This is a genomic window from Natronomonas sp. EA1 (genome assembly GCF_051195035.1).
Lineage (GTDB): Archaea > Halobacteriota > Halobacteria > Halobacteriales > Haloarculaceae > JBNTJV01.
The window spans coordinates 195,538-210,138 of record NZ_JBNTJV010000003.1 but is presented as its reverse complement, the minus strand read 5'-3'; the positions used below and the strand labels follow the sequence as shown (position 1 = coordinate 210,138).

Below are 14,601 nucleotides of genomic sequence, written 5' to 3'. Positions count from 1 at the left end.
TCCCCACGACAGAGGGCTTTGCAGGTGTCTGTGGATTCGGAATCGCGAAACGAGCATACAAGCCGACCGCCACCAAACCACCGGGCAGAGAATAATGAGAAGTGTCGCGGTCAACGTCGGCGCGAACACCAACGAACCGGGCTTTCGAGCCCCGATTCGAAAATACGGGGATTTCGAGTACGTCCCCATCCCCGAGAGCGAGCCGACGAGCGAGTCGGTGCCCACCTACGGCGACCTCGATTTGCGGATGGAGATCCCCGAGTCGGTGCGCGAGACGCCGGTCCACTTCGACCCGGAGTGGCCCGAACTCGACCACGGCGAGGCGTACACCTACGGCGACCCCTTCGGGGTGAAGGCCACGCCCCTCCTCGAGCTCTCCGCGGGCGATTTCGTCTTCTTCTACGCCACGCTCGATGCCGAGGACGACCGCCCGGGCTGGCAGGCCCCCGACTGGGGCGCGTACCTCATCGGCCACTTCCGACTCGCGCAGGACCCGCTCTCCGGCGAGGCGTATCAGGCACTCTCCGACGCCGCGAAGGAACCGTTCTCGAACAACGCCCACGTGAAACGCGAGGCGTTCGATGCCCGCGTCATGCTGCTCGGCGACCCCTGGGGATCGAAACTCTATCGTGAAGCGGTCCCCCTCTCCTCGCGCGAACGGGGCGTGGACGCCAACCGCATCGTCACCGACCTCTCCAGCGATTCGGGGAAGGGGCCCTGGTGGCGTCGCGTCCTCCGATTTGGGAGCGTGGAGACCGAAGAGCTGCTGGAGATCATCGACACCCGCGAGTACGACCGCTGTTTCGAGGAGTGAAGTAGCTCCGACCCCTCCCCCGGGCATGAACGTCGTCAACCTCGAGGCCGGCTTCGACTCCATCGAAGAGTACTGGTCGCCGAAGATCGCCGCGGAACTGAACGGCCAGCACGTCAAACTCGCCCGGTTGAAGGGGGAGTTCGAGTGGCACCACCACGCCGACGCGGACGAACTGTTCCTCGTCGTCGAGGGGCGCTTGGTCATCGAACTCCGCGAAGAGGACGACTTGCGTCTGGAAGCGGGCGAGCTGGTGGCGATCCCAGCGGGGGTGGAGCACCGCCCGGTCGCTGACGAGGAGGTGCAGGTCCTGCTGTTCGAGCCCGCCGGCACCGAGAACACCGGGAACGTCGAGGAGAGTGAGCTCTCGAACGAGGCGGCGTGGCTCTAAGCCGGCCGTCGAGGATTTCCTCCGTCTCGGCGTAGGGATAGCTAGTGGGCCACCGTGCACACGGTGGGGAACCATTTTTCAAGGCGAGAATCCCGCCCTTTAGGGCGGGCGTGAAGCCGACAACTCCTACACGTTCCACCGTCGGTTGCGGGCCGAATACCGCACGACTGCAAATCTTTATTAGAATTGGATGTCTGGAAATCAGTACGGCCAAATGAAGTACAACCTCGAAACCGGGTCGCACACGGTCTACGCACTCCAATATCACTTCGTGACCGTCACGAAGTACCGCGCAGACCTCCTCACCGACGAGATAGCCGAACGCATCGGTGAGATTGCCAGCGACATCTCCGAGGACTTCGGCGTGAACATCCAGAACGTCAACGGCGGTTCCGACCACGTTCACATTCTGTTCACGGCGAAGCCAACGACCGACCTCACCAAGTTCATCAACTCACTCAAGGGCGTCACGTCCCGCAAAATCCGTGACGAGAATCCCGAGGTTCGGCAGGCGCTCGATAATGCGTTCTGGCAACCGGGGTACTTCCTCGCCACCACCGGCCAAGTGAGCATCGACGTACTCATGAAGTACGTCGAGGAGCAGTAGCGATGTCCACGGCCGTCACGAAGACGTTGCAGGCGACGTTCGTGCCACCTACCGCGCACAAACAGTCGAAACTCAACGACCTGCTCAACACGTATCGTGACGGTCTACAAGAGGCGTTCGACGCCGGGGCGAGTACGATGTCGGCGGTGAGCGACATCGTGACGCCCTACGACCTCCCGTATCAGGCCAAAGCCGCACTCTGCAACTACGTCCCGAAACTCCGCAAGACGTACAACGCCAAGGAGTTGGACGACGGTCACCCGATACGGCTCACGAATCAGGCTGCGAAGTTCGACCACTCCGACGAACGCGACTACGAGTTCACGTGGTGGGTTCCGCGTCCCGGTCGGGGAACGAACTTCTGGATACCGCTCCGTATCAATCCCGAACAGGAAGACCTCTGGCACGACCTCGTATCGGAGAATGCGAAGGCGGGCGAGATACGGCTTCAGAAGCACCGGAAGAACTGGGTACTGCACGTCACCGTCGAGTACCCGGTCGAAGAACCAGCGACGAACGGTGACGCCACGCACATCGGCTTAGACATCGGAGAAACCGCTCTCATCACGGGCTGTGCCCTCAAGGACGGTTCTCCGACTGACCCGTTCGTGTGTAGCGGAAGCAGAGCGAAGCATCTCCGCAAAGAGATGCACACGACCCTGAAACGACTCCAAGAGCGTGACGCATCCGAGTGGCGGATTGAAGACCGATTCAGCCACTACCAGAACGCGCTCACCGACATCGTGGAGAAGGCGTCTCGGCAAGCCGTCGAGTACGCAAAGCAGTTCGAGAACCCGGTGTTAGTGATGGAGGACTTGACGCACATCCGTGAGCGTCTCGACTACGGGAAGTACATGAACCGTCGCCTTCACTCGTGGGCGTTCGCCCGGCTCCAAGGGCGCATCGAGGACAAGGCGACGGAAGCAGGCATCCCGGTCAAGTACGTGAATCCGGCGTACACCTCGCAAACGTGCCACTCGTGCCACCGTATCGGTCGGCGGGACTCACAAGCCGAGTTTCGGTGTCCGAACGACGACTGCCACATTTCGACGTTTCAGGCAGACATCAACGCTTCCGCTAATATCGCGCGACGGGTTGACCCGTGGGGAGAGAGCGTCCCGCTTGATAAGGCGGAACGCGATGACTCACCTCGGGATGGGAGCGGTTGTGACACCGCCACGACTCCGACCGAGACGGCTCCGCCGTCTCGTGGTCACAAGAGACGCGACGCGTCTCTCGAACGACACCGTGAGACGAGCGTACCGGCGCAGATGACGCTCACGGCCTACGAAGAGTCGAAACCCTCTGCCAGCAGTCACGAGACCGACGGTCTCGTGCAGCCCACCAGATCCCCCGAGTCTGGGGACGACGACTAACTGGTATTCCCCATGCGTGGGAAGCCTCGGCGTTTACGGCGAGGAGGATGTCACTAGCTTGGGAACAGATATGCCGAGTAAGGGCACTGTCTAGTGAAGCCAGTTTGAGAAGCGAGCAGGTCGTTGAGTTTCTTGGTCAGAATGCTCGTAGACCTGCTCAGCGAGTGCTTCGCAGCGGATTTAGAAGAAACTTGGGAGCGTGAGCGGACGGCGACGCCCGTCAGGGCGTTCGCCGTCCGGCTCCACGCGACCAGATATTCGCTTAGAGAGACAACTTCTATTCCGGCTGAATTAGGCGCTGAACGCCCGCACGAAGCTGTTTGGAACTAGATAAATCCGATTACTGATAATATCTCCGACCCGCCGACGTTCGGGAGAGCAATGCTCTCCCGCAGCCCATCAGAACGCGAAGCGTTCTGAGGACGGCGTCGCCGTCGCGGGTCGCGGTCGACGAGACCGCTGTCAAAATCAACGATGAGTGGTCTTGGTTGTATGCTGCAATAGACCTCGACACGAAGTTGATTCTCGACGTGGCGTTGTTTGGACGGCACGGTACCGGTCCGGCAGCTGCGTTTCTGCCCGGCCTCGCCGAGAAACACGATCTCTCAGACACTGTGTTTCTCGCCGATTAGTTCGGATATCGGACTGTCCTCTCACGACTCGGATTGAGCGGTCAGGTCGACTACCCCGACCGAAACCTCATCGAAAAATGGTTTCACACCCTCAAAATGAGAATCGACCGCTTCCATACCTCGTGGGGTGGGCAGTCGACGGAGCGTCCGCCAATGACTTGTGCTGTTCACGCATTACTACAACCATCTCAGACCGCACCAATCGCTCGACGGACGAACGCCGGTCGAGGAGGTGCTAAACTAGACAGTGCCCGAGTAAGCAAAATGTCAGATAATGTACCGGCCGGGAATTGAACCCGGATTGTAGCCTTGGGAAGGCTAAGTCTTACCATTAGACCACCGGTACGCGGTCTAAGTTAACCGGCCTACTTCCCACATCTGTTGGGAAGCTAATGTCCTACCATTGGACCACCGGCGCTCGCTTCGCTCGCGCCGTGCCTCGCAGTCCCTTCGGGACGGCTCGCCACCGGCGCTCACGTCGCCTGCACCCACTTTTACCAAACCCCGACACTTGAACGTAGCGTTTCGGCCCGTCCGTATCTTCATATGTGGTGACACCGAAGCTACACGTATGGCGCGCTCGAATGCCGGCCCCCTCGTCCCCGAAGCCCTCTATCGCCGGGAGGTGTGGGCCGTGTTCCTGCTGTTTCTCGTGGGAGCATCGGTGAACGCCGGCTCGCTCCCCGGCCAGCTGCTCGCGCTGCCGGCGTACCTGCCGATGCTGGCGCTCGACGCGGCCGAACGGGTGAGCGGGATCTCGCTTGGGGACGGCTGGGATGTCGTCCTCGTCGCCGTCTACTACGCGCTCGCGGTGGCGATCGCGGCCGCGTACGTCCGCGTGCGGTCGACCGACGAGTGACCGGACGAACGTCCACAAACGCGGCCGTTACGGGCAGGTATTTGTCACCGGATTCCGTATCGGCTGACAATGACGAACGAACTGGTCGAGGGGACCGGCATCACCCTCGATCTCTCCGAGGCGGAGCTGGAGCGGCACCGCGAGCAGATCACGGCGTTCATCCGAGACGTCGTCGCCGATGCAGGCGCGGATGGGGCCGTCATCGGCCTGTCGGGGGGGATCGACTCGACGCTCACGTCGCATCTCGCGGTGGAGGCGCTGGGGGCCGATGCCGTTCATGGGCTCGTCATGCCCAGCGAGGTGAACACCGAGGGGAACATGAGCGACGCCGAGCGGGTCGCGGAGCTGCTGGAGATCGAGTACGACGTGATCGACATCAACCCCATCGTGGACGCCTTCGTGGACGCCTACCCGGAGGGCGCCGAGGACCAGATGGCACTCGGGAACGTCCGGGTGCGGACGCGTGCGGTGTTGAACTACTTCGTCGCCAACGCCGAATCGGGCATCGTGCTGGGGACCGGGAACCGCAGCGAGGCGCTCACCGGCTACTTCACGAAGTACGGCGACCAGGCCGTCGACTGCAACCCTATCGGGAACCTCTACAAGTGTCAGGTGCGCCAGCTCGCGAGCCACATCGGCGTCCCCGCGGACCTCGTGACGAAGGCCCCCAGCGCGGAGATGTGGGAGGGCCAGACCGACGAGGAGGAGATGGGGCTGACCTACGACACGCTCGACGCGATCCTCGCGCTCCACGTCGACGGGCCGTTCTCGAAGACGGCGACGGTGGAGACGCTTGGTGTCCCCGAGTCCGCCATCGACCGCGTGCTGGAGCTCTACTCGAAGAGCGAGCACAAGCGGCAGATGCCGCCCGCGCCGCCGGAACTGTAACCTCGACCGCGCGACGCCGGGCTTACCGCACCGGGTTCTCCGGGCCGCGGCCGAGATACTCCGCGAGGAACGCCCGGACCGTCTCGGCGTCGTACTCGTCCATCCGGTACATGTGTCGCCACGCGGTGAGCGTGTAGGCTGCGCCACCGGTGTCCGTCCCCTCGGGGTACGGCATCACGACCACGCTCGCCCAGGTGTCGGTGTGGACCTGTGCGTACGCCCGGAGGCTCTCCTCGGCCTCGGGGGTCAACGCGGCGGGGTCGTAGTAGATCACGACGCCCCCGTGTTCGAGGGTGTGGACGACCGCGCCGAGCGGCTGCGGCTCGGTGTAGAACCCCGCGCCCACCGTCGTGCTGTAGTGTGGCCCGGAGGTCGGTGGTGAGGTGTCCCACTCGATCTCGGTCCCCGCCTCGACGTGCTGGTTCCCCTCGTTCGGGAACGTCTGGACCTCCTGTATCACCGCGGGGTCGCCGTTCTCCGGGAGTGGCTCACCCTCGATGCCGCCGACCTCACCGCCGCCTCCCGGCAGGAAGACGACGTACATGACGATCGCGGCGGCAGCGAGGAGGACGGCGCCGAGGACGACCGGCCCCGTCGGGAAACTCGACTCCTCGGACGCCCCGCCCGACACCCGGCGCTTGTCGATGGGGCCGAGGTCCTCGAGGTGCTCCTCGCGGAGGTGGTCGAGGTAGGAATCCTCGTCGTCGAACGCCGCTCCACAGTAGTCGCACTCAACCATTACCCCCCATACTGCCCCCGCCGTGTCAATCTTTCCGGTAGTCGGCGAGGGCGTCGGCGTGCTCCGCGACCAGCGTTTCGAACGCCCGTTTCTCGCGGTCCTCCTGCTCGCTGCGAGATGCCCTATCCCGCACGCGGTGTTTGATGGCGGCCAGCGCGCTCGGGTCGTTGCGCGCGAGTTCCTCGGCGACGGCCCGGGGCTCCTCGACGACGCGGGAGACGAGTCCGATGCGGTGTGCCTCCGCGGCGTCGATGACTCTCCCCGAAAGCGAGAGGTCGAGCGCGTCACCCATCCCGACCACCTCGGGGAGCCGGACGGTCCCGCCCCACGCGCCGAACAGCCCGAAGGTGACGCCGGGCTCCCCGAACGTCGCGTCGGGGGTCGCCACCCGGAGGTCACAGGCGAGCGCCAGCTCTACCCCACCGCCCCGGGCAGGCCCGTCGATGCCGGCGACGACCACCGCGTCCGCCGACTCGATGGCCGTCGCGGTCGCCTGGCCGCGTTCGATGAACGCGTCGACACCACCCTCCTCGGCGATACGGGCGACCTCCCCCAGATCCGCGCCGGCGGAGAAGGCCCCGCCCGCCCCGTGGAGGTAGACGACGGACGCGGGTGCGTCGGTCACGGCCTCGGCCAGCGCGTCCAGTCCCGCGGGCGTGAGCGCGTTGCGCGCGTCCGGGCGATCCAGCGTGACGACCCGGAGCGGGCCCTCATCGCGAACGGTAATCATGTGCCCGCGTGGCGGGGGTTTCCAAAGGTCTTTGCCCTTCCCGCCCCAAAATCCGGGCGATGGATGAAGCCGTCGCGGTCCGCCGGGCCGCTCTCGACGCCGTCGCCGACGTGGCCCCCGACGCCCTTCGCGCCGACCTCGAAGGCCACATCGCCGACGGCTCGCTCGTCCCCGGCATCCTCACGCTGCTCACCGCCCGCGAGGCCGGGGTCACCGCCGACCTGGACGACCGCGCCGCCGGCGTCCAGCTCATCTACGACGGCCTGCGGCTCACCCGCCGGCTCGCCCACGACGAGCCGTGGACGTACGGCGAGGACGACGCGGCCAACATGGACATTCTCGCCGCCGACGTGCTCGTCGCCCGCGGCTTCCACCTTCTGGCCCGCACGGAGGCCGCCGCGGCCGCCGTCGAGGTCGTCCGCGCGTTCGGACAGGACCAGACCGAACGCCGCACCGCCGACGCCCCCGAGGAGCTCGACGACCGGCTCGAATCCGACGTGCTGGAACTCGCGCTCATCGCGGGCGTCACCGCCGCCGGCGTGGACCCCGACGACCCCGAGACCGCCGCCGCTGGCCTCGCTGCCGACGGCTTCCCCTCGCCCGAGGGCCTGTTCACCGACGCGGCACGCGAGCGAATCGCCGCCGTGTCAGGCGATACCGGGCGGGCACTGAATCGAAATGATTAAAAACGACTCCGGGCTACGAATGATTGCCTGCCTGGGTAGCTTAGCGGTAAAGCGCGTCCTTGGTAAGGACGAGAGCCCGGGTTCAAATCCCGGCCTAGGCTTTCTGTGAACTCAACACCCCCGAGCGACAGCAAGGGGGTTTCTGAGTGAACGAAAGCCGCACGGGATTTGAGCATCGAGCAACGCGAAGCGTTGCGAGTACGTTCAAATCCCGGCCTAGGCTCTTTCCTCCGTACACTTCCTGTACGCACACTTTTCTGACTACGCTCGTTTGAACGAAACCCGTTCAAGATTCGCTTCTCTCGCTAAACAGGACATCCCTCGCCGTACTGCGATTCGGTGAGGTGTCAGGACACACAAAACTATTCGCAGACAGCGGCGGGATAGACCCGAAATCGACCGGGGGCGCATCCCCTCAGGGACACCACGGATTTCGCTAATCCACACTCACAGGACGGACGATGAACCGTAGTCAGGATTGTGATAGAGTTCCCTCGATGCGGTTCTCCACATCTGTTACGTGGCGAGTGAAGCTCCGCCGAAACGCCTATCGGTAAGACTAGCATATTACGTCTGTATGTCTGAAGCGGCCACGAACGACGACGGCGAGGACGAGATCGCCACGGTCAACTTCAAAGTCACCGAGTCGTTCCTCGAACAGATAGACGATACGTGGCAGGGACGCGGATTCAACAGCCGAAGCGAGTTCATTCGGTACACGCTTCGAGACGCCGTCGAGTTCCCGACGTTCGACCGCGACGAACTCGTCGCCCTGCTCGAAGCCGAGGAGGACATCCGCGAGGGACGAACGACGAGCGCCGAGGAAGCCCGCGAGCGGTTCGGCACGGGCGATGAGTGACGACGGGTGGACGTGAGAACTATCCTCGACGGCCGAAGACGACCTCGACGGCCTGTCCCCCACCGACCAAGACCGGATACTCGACAAGCTCGACGAGATCGTCTCCTCGCCGTGGCGCGACCCGCCGGACTACGGCGAGCCGCTCCAGAGTAGCCCGTACAAGAAGATACGCATCGGAGAGTTCCGGCTCTCCGTGAGCTTCCGGCAAGACGACGGGCGGCTCGTCGTCGCCCGCATCAAGCGTCGGGGCGGCGCGTACACCGCTGACGACGATTAGATAACGAAATATCCGAGTAGCAACGAGGGGTCGCTGAGTGAACGAAAGCCGCGCGGAATTTGAAGCCTCTCAGTCGCAGCGCCGAACGAAGTGAGGCGACCGTCTGGCTTCGGTTCGGTCCCCCGCGATCGCTGTGAGCGCGGTTTCGAGACGTATCGGTTGCGTTCTGCGCGTTTCGGGGAGAGACCGAGTTCAGTATATCACTCTCTCGCGGAACGCACGCGGTTCGCACACTGAGAACAGATATTTGTTCGGCGAGCAACAATATCTATGCAGTCGCCCTTCGACGAGGATCGGGGTGGTGGGCGTGGGATCGGTCGGGGGTGGGTACCGATAGCGACATCCGAAGGACAATGACATCACACATCAAACTCTACGGCTCGAAAAGCGAGCGGTTCGAGCAGATCAAAGAGGAGCTCGAAGCGCAGCTGGGATATGAACCGTCCAATCCGGAGGTGGTCGGGCTCCTCATGGGGACCTACGACGGTCGCTCGAATGGCAACAGCGTTCGGGAGACGCTGTTGGAGTAGCTATGGGCCACGAAACGAGGTCTGACCAGTGAGCTCGTACATTCGACTCGGCCGGGACAAGGAACGACGGTTCGACGAGATCAAAGCGGAGTTGACGGAGGTGCTCGATCGGGAACCGAACGACACGGAGGTGCTTGCGGTGCTGATGGACCTCTACCAGCGCGGGTCCTGACTCCCCGTTTTTAACCGCCCGAGAGCGCCTCCGAACGCGGACTCGTCGGTCCTCGACAGTTCGATGCCGCCTCCCGAACCACGGGCCGTGATAGTCCCTACCAATAATATCGATTCATGGCCCCTAAGGAAGCATAACCCATTAACGAATATTAACATGATAAATCATTACAGTTTTGTATCCCCTCCGGACAGCACCACATGCACACGCCGAGCGGAACCCGCACCCGGCGGCGACGTTTGCCGGAGTCGGGTGACGCTCGCAGTACACCACGGCCACACGGCCGACCACACACCATGGGACACAACAACGATTCGGAGGATAAGGTCGCGAGTCGCGTTCAGAACACGGAATCCATCATCCGCGAGGTCGACAACCCCGCGGCGCGAGAGCTGCGAGAGAAGCTGAACAATCAGGACTACGTCTTCGCCCCCGGGCTCTACCACGCGCTGGACGCCCGACTGGCGGAGATGGCGGGGCTCGACGCCGCGTACATGTCGGGCTACTCCACGGTTCTGGGCCAGTTCGGCTTCCCGGACCTGGAGATGGTCACGATGACCGAGATGGTCGAGAACGCAAAGCGCATCGTCGAGGCGACGAACCTCCCGGTCATCGCCGACTGTGACACGGGCTACGGTGGCGTCCACAACGTCCGCCGCGCCGTCCGCGAGTACGAGAAGGCCGGCGTCGCCGCCGTCCACATCGAGGACCAGACGACGCCGAAGCGCTGTGGCCACATCGCGGGCAAGCAGATCGTCTCGCGGGAGGACGCGAAGGCCCGTTTCTCCGCCGCGGTCGACGCGAAGCAGTCCGAGGACACCATCATCATCGCCCGCACGGACGCCTACGGCTCCGCGAACGGCGACTGGGAGGAGCACCTCGAGCGCGGCCGGATGTACGCCGACTGCGGCGTCGACCTGGTCTGGCCCGAGATGCCGGACCCCTCGCGTGAGGACGCGGTCGAGTACGCCGAGACCATCCACGAGACCCACCCCGACCTGAAGCTCGCGTTCAACTACTCCAGCTCCTTCGCGTGGTCGGAGGAGGAGGACGCGCTCACCTTCCAGGAGCTGGGTGACCTCGGCTACAAGTACCAGTTCATTACCCTCTATGCGCTCCACTCGGGCGCGCACGCCGTTTACGAGGACATGAAGAACATCGCGGAGAACGCCGAGGAGGCGCAGTGGGACCTCGAAGGTCGCTACCTCGGTCACGAGACGGAGAGCCACCACGAGCTCTCGTTCGTCTCGCGGTTCCAGGACATCGAAGCGCAGTTCGACCCCGAGGCGAAGGCGCGGATGGAGTCGTCCGCCGGCTTCACGGAGGACGAGAACGAGCCGCTCACGTCCGCGAGCAGCAACGACGACGACTGATCGCGGTTCCCGCGCAGAACTACCCCTACGTTAATATTTAATCCACTGCCGAATCCACACTACCAATATGGCTGAACGAAAACACGACAGGAAGTTCGTGCGGACCTTCTTCACCTCCCCGACAGCGGTCGAGGGTGAGGAGGACTCCGCCAAGATGATCCGCCGCGCAGCACAGCTCCGCGGCATGCAGGCACCCGACGTGTGGGTGCCGGACAACGAGGACGCCACCGCGCCGTCGATGCGCGACGAGGGGGCCCGGAACATCATCGAGGTCGTCGCCGAGCACGGCGCCGACTTCCCCGGTGAGATCCACCCGCGTGTCGTCTGGCACCGTGACTCCCCCTCGACCCGGTATCAGGGCTTTAAACACATGCTCGAGATCGCGGACCCCGAGAACGGTGCCGTCGAGAACATCGACGGCTTCGTCATCCCCGAAGTCGGCGACATCGACGACTGGAAGAAGGCCGACGAGTTCTTCACCATCGTCGAGACCGAACACGGGCTCGAGGAGGGCTCGCTGAAGATGTCCGTCATCATCGAGAGCGGCCAGGCCGAGCTCGCGATGGGCAAGCTCCGCGAGGAGATGGGCAAGCCGACGAACAACCTCGAACGGCTGTTCCTGCTCGTCGACGGTGAGGTCGACTACACGAAGGACATGCGCGCCATCACGCCCACGGGGGCGCTCCCGGCGTGGCCGGAGCTTCGGCACAACACCTCCCGCGGCGCGAGCGCGGCCGGCCTCATCGCCGTGGACGGCCCGTACGACGACATCCGCGACGTGGAGGGCTACCGCGAGCGCATGACCGAGAACCAGGCGAAGGGGATGCTCGGCATCTGGTCTCTGACCCCCGGACAGGTCGTCGAGGCCAACAAGGGGCCGCTCCCGCCCGCGGAGGGGAGCTGGCATCTCGAGGCCGGCGGCCAGACGGTCGAACTCGAGGAGGAGGACGGCGTCCACGTCTACGGCGGGAACCGCGTCTCGCTGGAGGAGTCGGGTGACGGCTACCTGCTCACCGTCGACGGTGATACGGAGAAGCTCGACCACGACGAGCTCCACGAGGAACTCCTCAAACTGACGGAGTACGTCCCGAGCATGAACGACATCGTCGACTCCATGGAGGAGTTCGAGGCGGCCATCGAGGCCGGCAAGGGCGCCATCGCGATGACCCAGTCGACCACGGTCCGCATCGACGGCATCGAGATCGAGCTCAGCGCCGACCGGATGTGGGACGAGGCGACCTACCAGGCCGCCCAGACCCCCATCACGCTGTTCCAGGACGTCTACGAGAACCGCCCGGACCAGCACGACGACCTCGCGGAGCTCTACTCCGAGGACGTCGTCGAGCGGGCGATGAACGTCGGGAACTAACCCCAGAACCCCGAAACGCGATTTTTTCCGGCGCCGACCGACCAGCGACGGCTACTCTTCTTCCTCTTCTTCTTCTTCCTCTTCTTCGTCCTCGTCGTCAGCGTCGTCCGCCGGCTCCTCGGCCTCCTCGACGGGCTCGACGGCGGGCGTCGGCTCCTCGGGCCCCGGCTGGACGAACGGGGTCTCGTCGTGGTGGACCAGCCGGAGGTCGTCGAGCCGGTCGAGATACTCGAACAGCTCCGCCGGGTCGCTGTAGCGCTCGGTCTCGACGGTCCACGGGGGTGAGACGGTGAGCAGTTCGAACCCGCCCGCGTGCCAGCGTGTGTACACGTCCGCGGCGCCGTCGCTCCCGAGCAGCGCCAGCTCGCCGCGCGTGACGCGCAGCGACTCCACGAGGTCCGCGATCTCCGCCGTCCCGCCCGTGTAGTGGGCCCACGCGGCCCGGCAGGCCCGGTGGTCGGAGTGGGAGAGCAGCACTCGTCGGAGGTCTCTCATCACTCACAGTAGGGCTGACAACCGGATAAGTCGCCGGGTCACACCAATCCGGTCACGCTCGCGACGAGCAGCTCCCAGAGGGCGACCCCCGTCACCGTCGACTGGAGGGTGTCGAGCCCGAAGAAGCCGAACAGGGCCGCGCTGGCGAGGTGGACCCGCCGGAGGTCGAACCGGTGGCCGAGCCGGAAGAAGAGCAGGGCGTTCGCCAGGCTCACGGGGATGATGGCGGCCATCTCTCCGGCCCAGATGGCCGTCCCGTGGGCGTACTGGGCGGCGAGGCCGATGGTGACGAGCTGGGTCTTGTCGCCCACCTCCCCGACCGCCAGCAGGGCGAACACCGGGAGGAAGCCGCCGGCGACGCGGGGGACGTCCCAGCCGAGATACGGGACCTGAATCTCGAGCTCGTCGGGGGTGGCCGCCTCGATGCTCCGCGTCTCGCTCCCGCTGGGGGCCGACCGGACGAGCGTGACGGCGAACCCGAGGAACAACACCCCGGTCAGCACGTTGAGCGCCCGGGTCGGGAGGGCGGCCTGGAGGGCGTTCCCGACGAGGATCTCGACGGCGGTCCAGCCGGCGAAGGCGCTGCCGGCCGCGCTCACGACGAGCAGGGGGTGATAGCGCGTCGAGAGCCCCGCGATGATGAACTGCGCCTTCTCGCCCGGCAGCACCGTCAGCTGCGCGAAGAAGGCGATGGTCGCGACTTCGAGCCACGGTGTCGTCATCGTGTTTTATTCCTCTCAGCTGGAATTTAGCCACGCCAAATCCGTAAGCGTTCGGAAGTCGGTCGCCGTCGCCCATCGGGGTTATGTCTCTCCAGGACGAGACACGGATATGCAACGGCTCGCCCTCCTGCTCGCCGTTCTCACGGTGCTCGCGGGCTGTACGACCGGCGTTCCGGTCGATGCCCCGTCCGACTCCGGCGACGGGGGCGCCACCGTCGACAGCGGCGCGGTCACCGTGGAGGTCATCCGCGTCGTGGATGGCGACACGGTCAAGATCGCCTACGAGAACGGTACCGAGGACACCGTCCGGCTTTTGGGCGTCGACACCCCGGAGGTCCACGCGGAGAACACCCCCGACGAGTTCGAGGGCGTCCCCGAGACCGCGGCCGGCCGCGACTGCCTCCGCGCGTGGGGTGAGAAGGCCAGCGCCTACGCGAAACAGACCCTCGCCGGGGAACAGGTCACTCTCGAGTTCGACGCGACCGAGGGGCCCCGAGGGTATTACGGCCGTCTGCTCGCCTACGTCGTCGTCGACGGCGAGCCGTTCAACTACGGCCTCGTCGAGAACGGCTACGCCCGCGTCTACGACTCCTCCTTCGAGCGGAAAGACCGCTTCTACGAGGCCGAGGCCGCCGCACAACAGGAGGGCCGGGGACTCTGGGGTGCGTGCGCCACGGCGCATCCGAGCGCGAGCGCCGCCACTCCCACCGCGACCACCGCAAGCGAGAACGGCCTCCGCATCGCCATCACCGCGGACGCGCCGGGGAACGACAACGAGAACCTCGACGCGGAGACGGTGACGCTGACGAACACTCGTGACACCGCTATCGACCTCGAGGGGTGGACCGTCTCCGACGAGTCGGGCAAGACGTACACCTTCCCCGCAATGACCCTCGACTCCGGCGCGAGCGTCACGCTCCACTCCGGCGCGGGCGAGGACACGACGACGGACGTCTACTGGGGCCGTTCCGGGGCCGTGTGGAACAACGGCGGGGATACGGTGACGGTTCGGGACGACGGGGGCGCAGTGGTCGCGGCGAAGTCCTACTGACGCGGTGTCCGCACACCTCCCACGCGGGGAGGAG

Annotated in this window: 17 protein-coding genes, 2 tRNA genes and 2 pseudogenes; 16 read left to right on the top strand and 5 right to left on the bottom strand. The window is 64.9% G+C overall.

Going from position 1 to position 14,601, the window contains the following annotated elements; translation table 11 throughout:
- The first annotated feature begins 94 nt into the window (after positions 1 to 94).
- The 5 genes and pseudogenes from ACQUQR_RS10650 to ACQUQR_RS10630 all read left to right on the top strand — a co-directional run bounded on the left by ACQUQR_RS10650 (position 95) and on the right by ACQUQR_RS10630 (position 4,061).
- A complete protein-coding gene (locus ACQUQR_RS10650) occupies positions 95 to 814 on the top strand; it encodes a hypothetical protein (RefSeq protein WP_435196455.1) in 720 nt (239 codons plus the stop codon).
- Between the two features lie 25 nt (positions 815 to 839).
- Positions 840 to 1,202 carry a cupin domain-containing protein gene (locus ACQUQR_RS10645; protein WP_435196454.1) on the top strand — a complete coding sequence of 121 codons (363 nt, stop codon included), beginning with the start codon at positions 840 to 842 and terminating at the stop codon, positions 1,200 to 1,202.
- A 214-nt stretch (positions 1,203 to 1,416) separates the two neighbouring features.
- Positions 1,417 to 1,809, top strand: a complete 393-nt coding sequence (gene tnpA, locus ACQUQR_RS10640) for an IS200/IS605-like element ISHal1 family transposase (RefSeq protein WP_435196453.1) — start codon at positions 1,417 to 1,419, stop codon at positions 1,807 to 1,809.
- Positions 1,810 to 1,811: 2 nt separating this feature from the next.
- Positions 1,812 to 3,185 carry an RNA-guided endonuclease InsQ/TnpB family protein gene (locus ACQUQR_RS10635; RefSeq protein WP_435196452.1) on the top strand — a complete coding sequence of 458 codons (1,374 nt, stop codon included), beginning with the start codon at positions 1,812 to 1,814 and terminating at the stop codon, positions 3,183 to 3,185.
- A 141-nt stretch (positions 3,186 to 3,326) separates the two neighbouring features.
- Positions 3,327 to 4,061, top strand: a pseudogene (locus ACQUQR_RS10630) (IS6 family transposase).
- A 31-nt stretch (positions 4,062 to 4,092) separates the two neighbouring features.
- Here the strand turns inward: ACQUQR_RS10630 and ACQUQR_RS10625 are convergent.
- Positions 4,093 to 4,163, bottom strand: a tRNA-Gly gene (locus ACQUQR_RS10625).
- 225 nt (positions 4,164 to 4,388) lie between these two features.
- On the opposite strand from ACQUQR_RS10625, the gene ACQUQR_RS10620 reads away from it, so the two are divergent.
- Positions 4,389 to 4,676, top strand: a complete 288-nt coding sequence (locus ACQUQR_RS10620) for a hypothetical protein (RefSeq protein WP_435196451.1) — start codon at positions 4,389 to 4,391, stop codon at positions 4,674 to 4,676.
- 69 nt (positions 4,677 to 4,745) lie between these two features.
- Positions 4,746 to 5,564: an NAD+ synthase gene (locus ACQUQR_RS10615; protein WP_435196450.1), complete on the top strand. Its 819-nt coding sequence runs from the start codon at positions 4,746 to 4,748 to the stop codon at positions 5,562 to 5,564.
- 22 nt (positions 5,565 to 5,586) lie between these two features.
- On the opposite strand, the gene ACQUQR_RS10610 is transcribed toward ACQUQR_RS10615, so the two are convergent.
- On the bottom strand, positions 5,587 to 6,303 hold the full coding sequence (locus tag ACQUQR_RS10610; protein ID WP_435196449.1) for a DUF3105 domain-containing protein: 717 nt from the start codon (positions 6,301 to 6,303) through the stop codon (positions 5,587 to 5,589).
- A 25-nt stretch (positions 6,304 to 6,328) separates the two neighbouring features.
- Positions 6,329 to 7,033: an enoyl-CoA hydratase/isomerase family protein gene (locus tag ACQUQR_RS10605; protein ID WP_435196448.1), complete on the bottom strand. Its 705-nt coding sequence runs from the start codon at positions 7,031 to 7,033 to the stop codon at positions 6,329 to 6,331.
- 59 nt (positions 7,034 to 7,092) lie between these two features.
- Between ACQUQR_RS10605 and ACQUQR_RS10600 the strand changes: the two genes are divergently transcribed.
- The 8 genes and pseudogenes from ACQUQR_RS10600 (at position 7,093) to aceB (ending at position 12,299) form a co-directional block, all read left to right on the top strand.
- A complete protein-coding gene (locus tag ACQUQR_RS10600; protein WP_435196447.1) occupies positions 7,093 to 7,719 on the top strand; it encodes a DUF7114 family protein in 627 nt (208 codons plus the stop codon).
- Positions 7,720 to 7,748: 29 nt separating this feature from the next.
- Positions 7,749 to 7,820 (top strand) — tRNA-Thr (locus ACQUQR_RS10595).
- 476 nt (positions 7,821 to 8,296) lie between these two features.
- Positions 8,297 to 8,578: a ribbon-helix-helix domain-containing protein gene (locus ACQUQR_RS10590; protein ID WP_435196446.1), complete on the top strand. Its 282-nt coding sequence runs from the start codon at positions 8,297 to 8,299 to the stop codon at positions 8,576 to 8,578.
- Positions 8,571 to 8,855, top strand: a pseudogene (locus tag ACQUQR_RS10585) (type II toxin-antitoxin system RelE family toxin). The gene ACQUQR_RS10590 and the pseudogene ACQUQR_RS10585 overlap by 8 nt, the downstream one beginning before the upstream one ends.
- Positions 8,856 to 9,208: 353 nt before the next feature.
- Positions 9,209 to 9,385, top strand: coding sequence for a hypothetical protein (locus ACQUQR_RS10580; RefSeq protein WP_435196445.1), 177 nt, complete (start codon positions 9,209 to 9,211; stop codon positions 9,383 to 9,385).
- A gap of 28 nt (positions 9,386 to 9,413) precedes the next feature.
- On the top strand, positions 9,414 to 9,557 hold the full coding sequence (locus tag ACQUQR_RS10575) for a hypothetical protein (RefSeq protein ID WP_435196444.1): 144 nt from the start codon (positions 9,414 to 9,416) through the stop codon (positions 9,555 to 9,557).
- 296 nt (positions 9,558 to 9,853) lie between these two features.
- Entirely contained in the window at positions 9,854 to 10,930 is a 1,077-nt protein-coding gene (gene aceA, locus ACQUQR_RS10570; RefSeq protein WP_435196443.1) for an isocitrate lyase, read from the top strand.
- A 67-nt stretch (positions 10,931 to 10,997) separates the two neighbouring features.
- Entirely contained in the window at positions 10,998 to 12,299 is a 1,302-nt protein-coding gene (gene aceB, locus ACQUQR_RS10565; RefSeq protein ID WP_435196442.1) for a malate synthase AceB, read from the top strand.
- A 51-nt stretch (positions 12,300 to 12,350) separates the two neighbouring features.
- Here aceB and ACQUQR_RS10560 read toward each other — a convergent pair whose 3' ends face one another.
- Together ACQUQR_RS10560 and ACQUQR_RS10555 are read right to left on the bottom strand one after the other, a co-directional pair.
- On the bottom strand, positions 12,351 to 12,794 hold the full coding sequence (locus tag ACQUQR_RS10560; protein WP_435196441.1) for a hypothetical protein: 444 nt from the start codon (positions 12,792 to 12,794) through the stop codon (positions 12,351 to 12,353).
- A 38-nt stretch (positions 12,795 to 12,832) separates the two neighbouring features.
- Positions 12,833 to 13,516: a TMEM165/GDT1 family protein gene (locus ACQUQR_RS10555; RefSeq protein WP_435196440.1), complete on the bottom strand. Its 684-nt coding sequence runs from the start codon at positions 13,514 to 13,516 to the stop codon at positions 12,833 to 12,835.
- A 109-nt stretch (positions 13,517 to 13,625) separates the two neighbouring features.
- On the opposite strand from ACQUQR_RS10555, the gene ACQUQR_RS10550 reads away from it, so the two are divergent.
- Positions 13,626 to 14,567: a thermonuclease family protein gene (locus tag ACQUQR_RS10550; RefSeq protein ID WP_435196439.1), complete on the top strand. Its 942-nt coding sequence runs from the start codon at positions 13,626 to 13,628 to the stop codon at positions 14,565 to 14,567.
- The last annotated feature ends 34 nt before the right edge of the window (positions 14,568 to 14,601 follow it).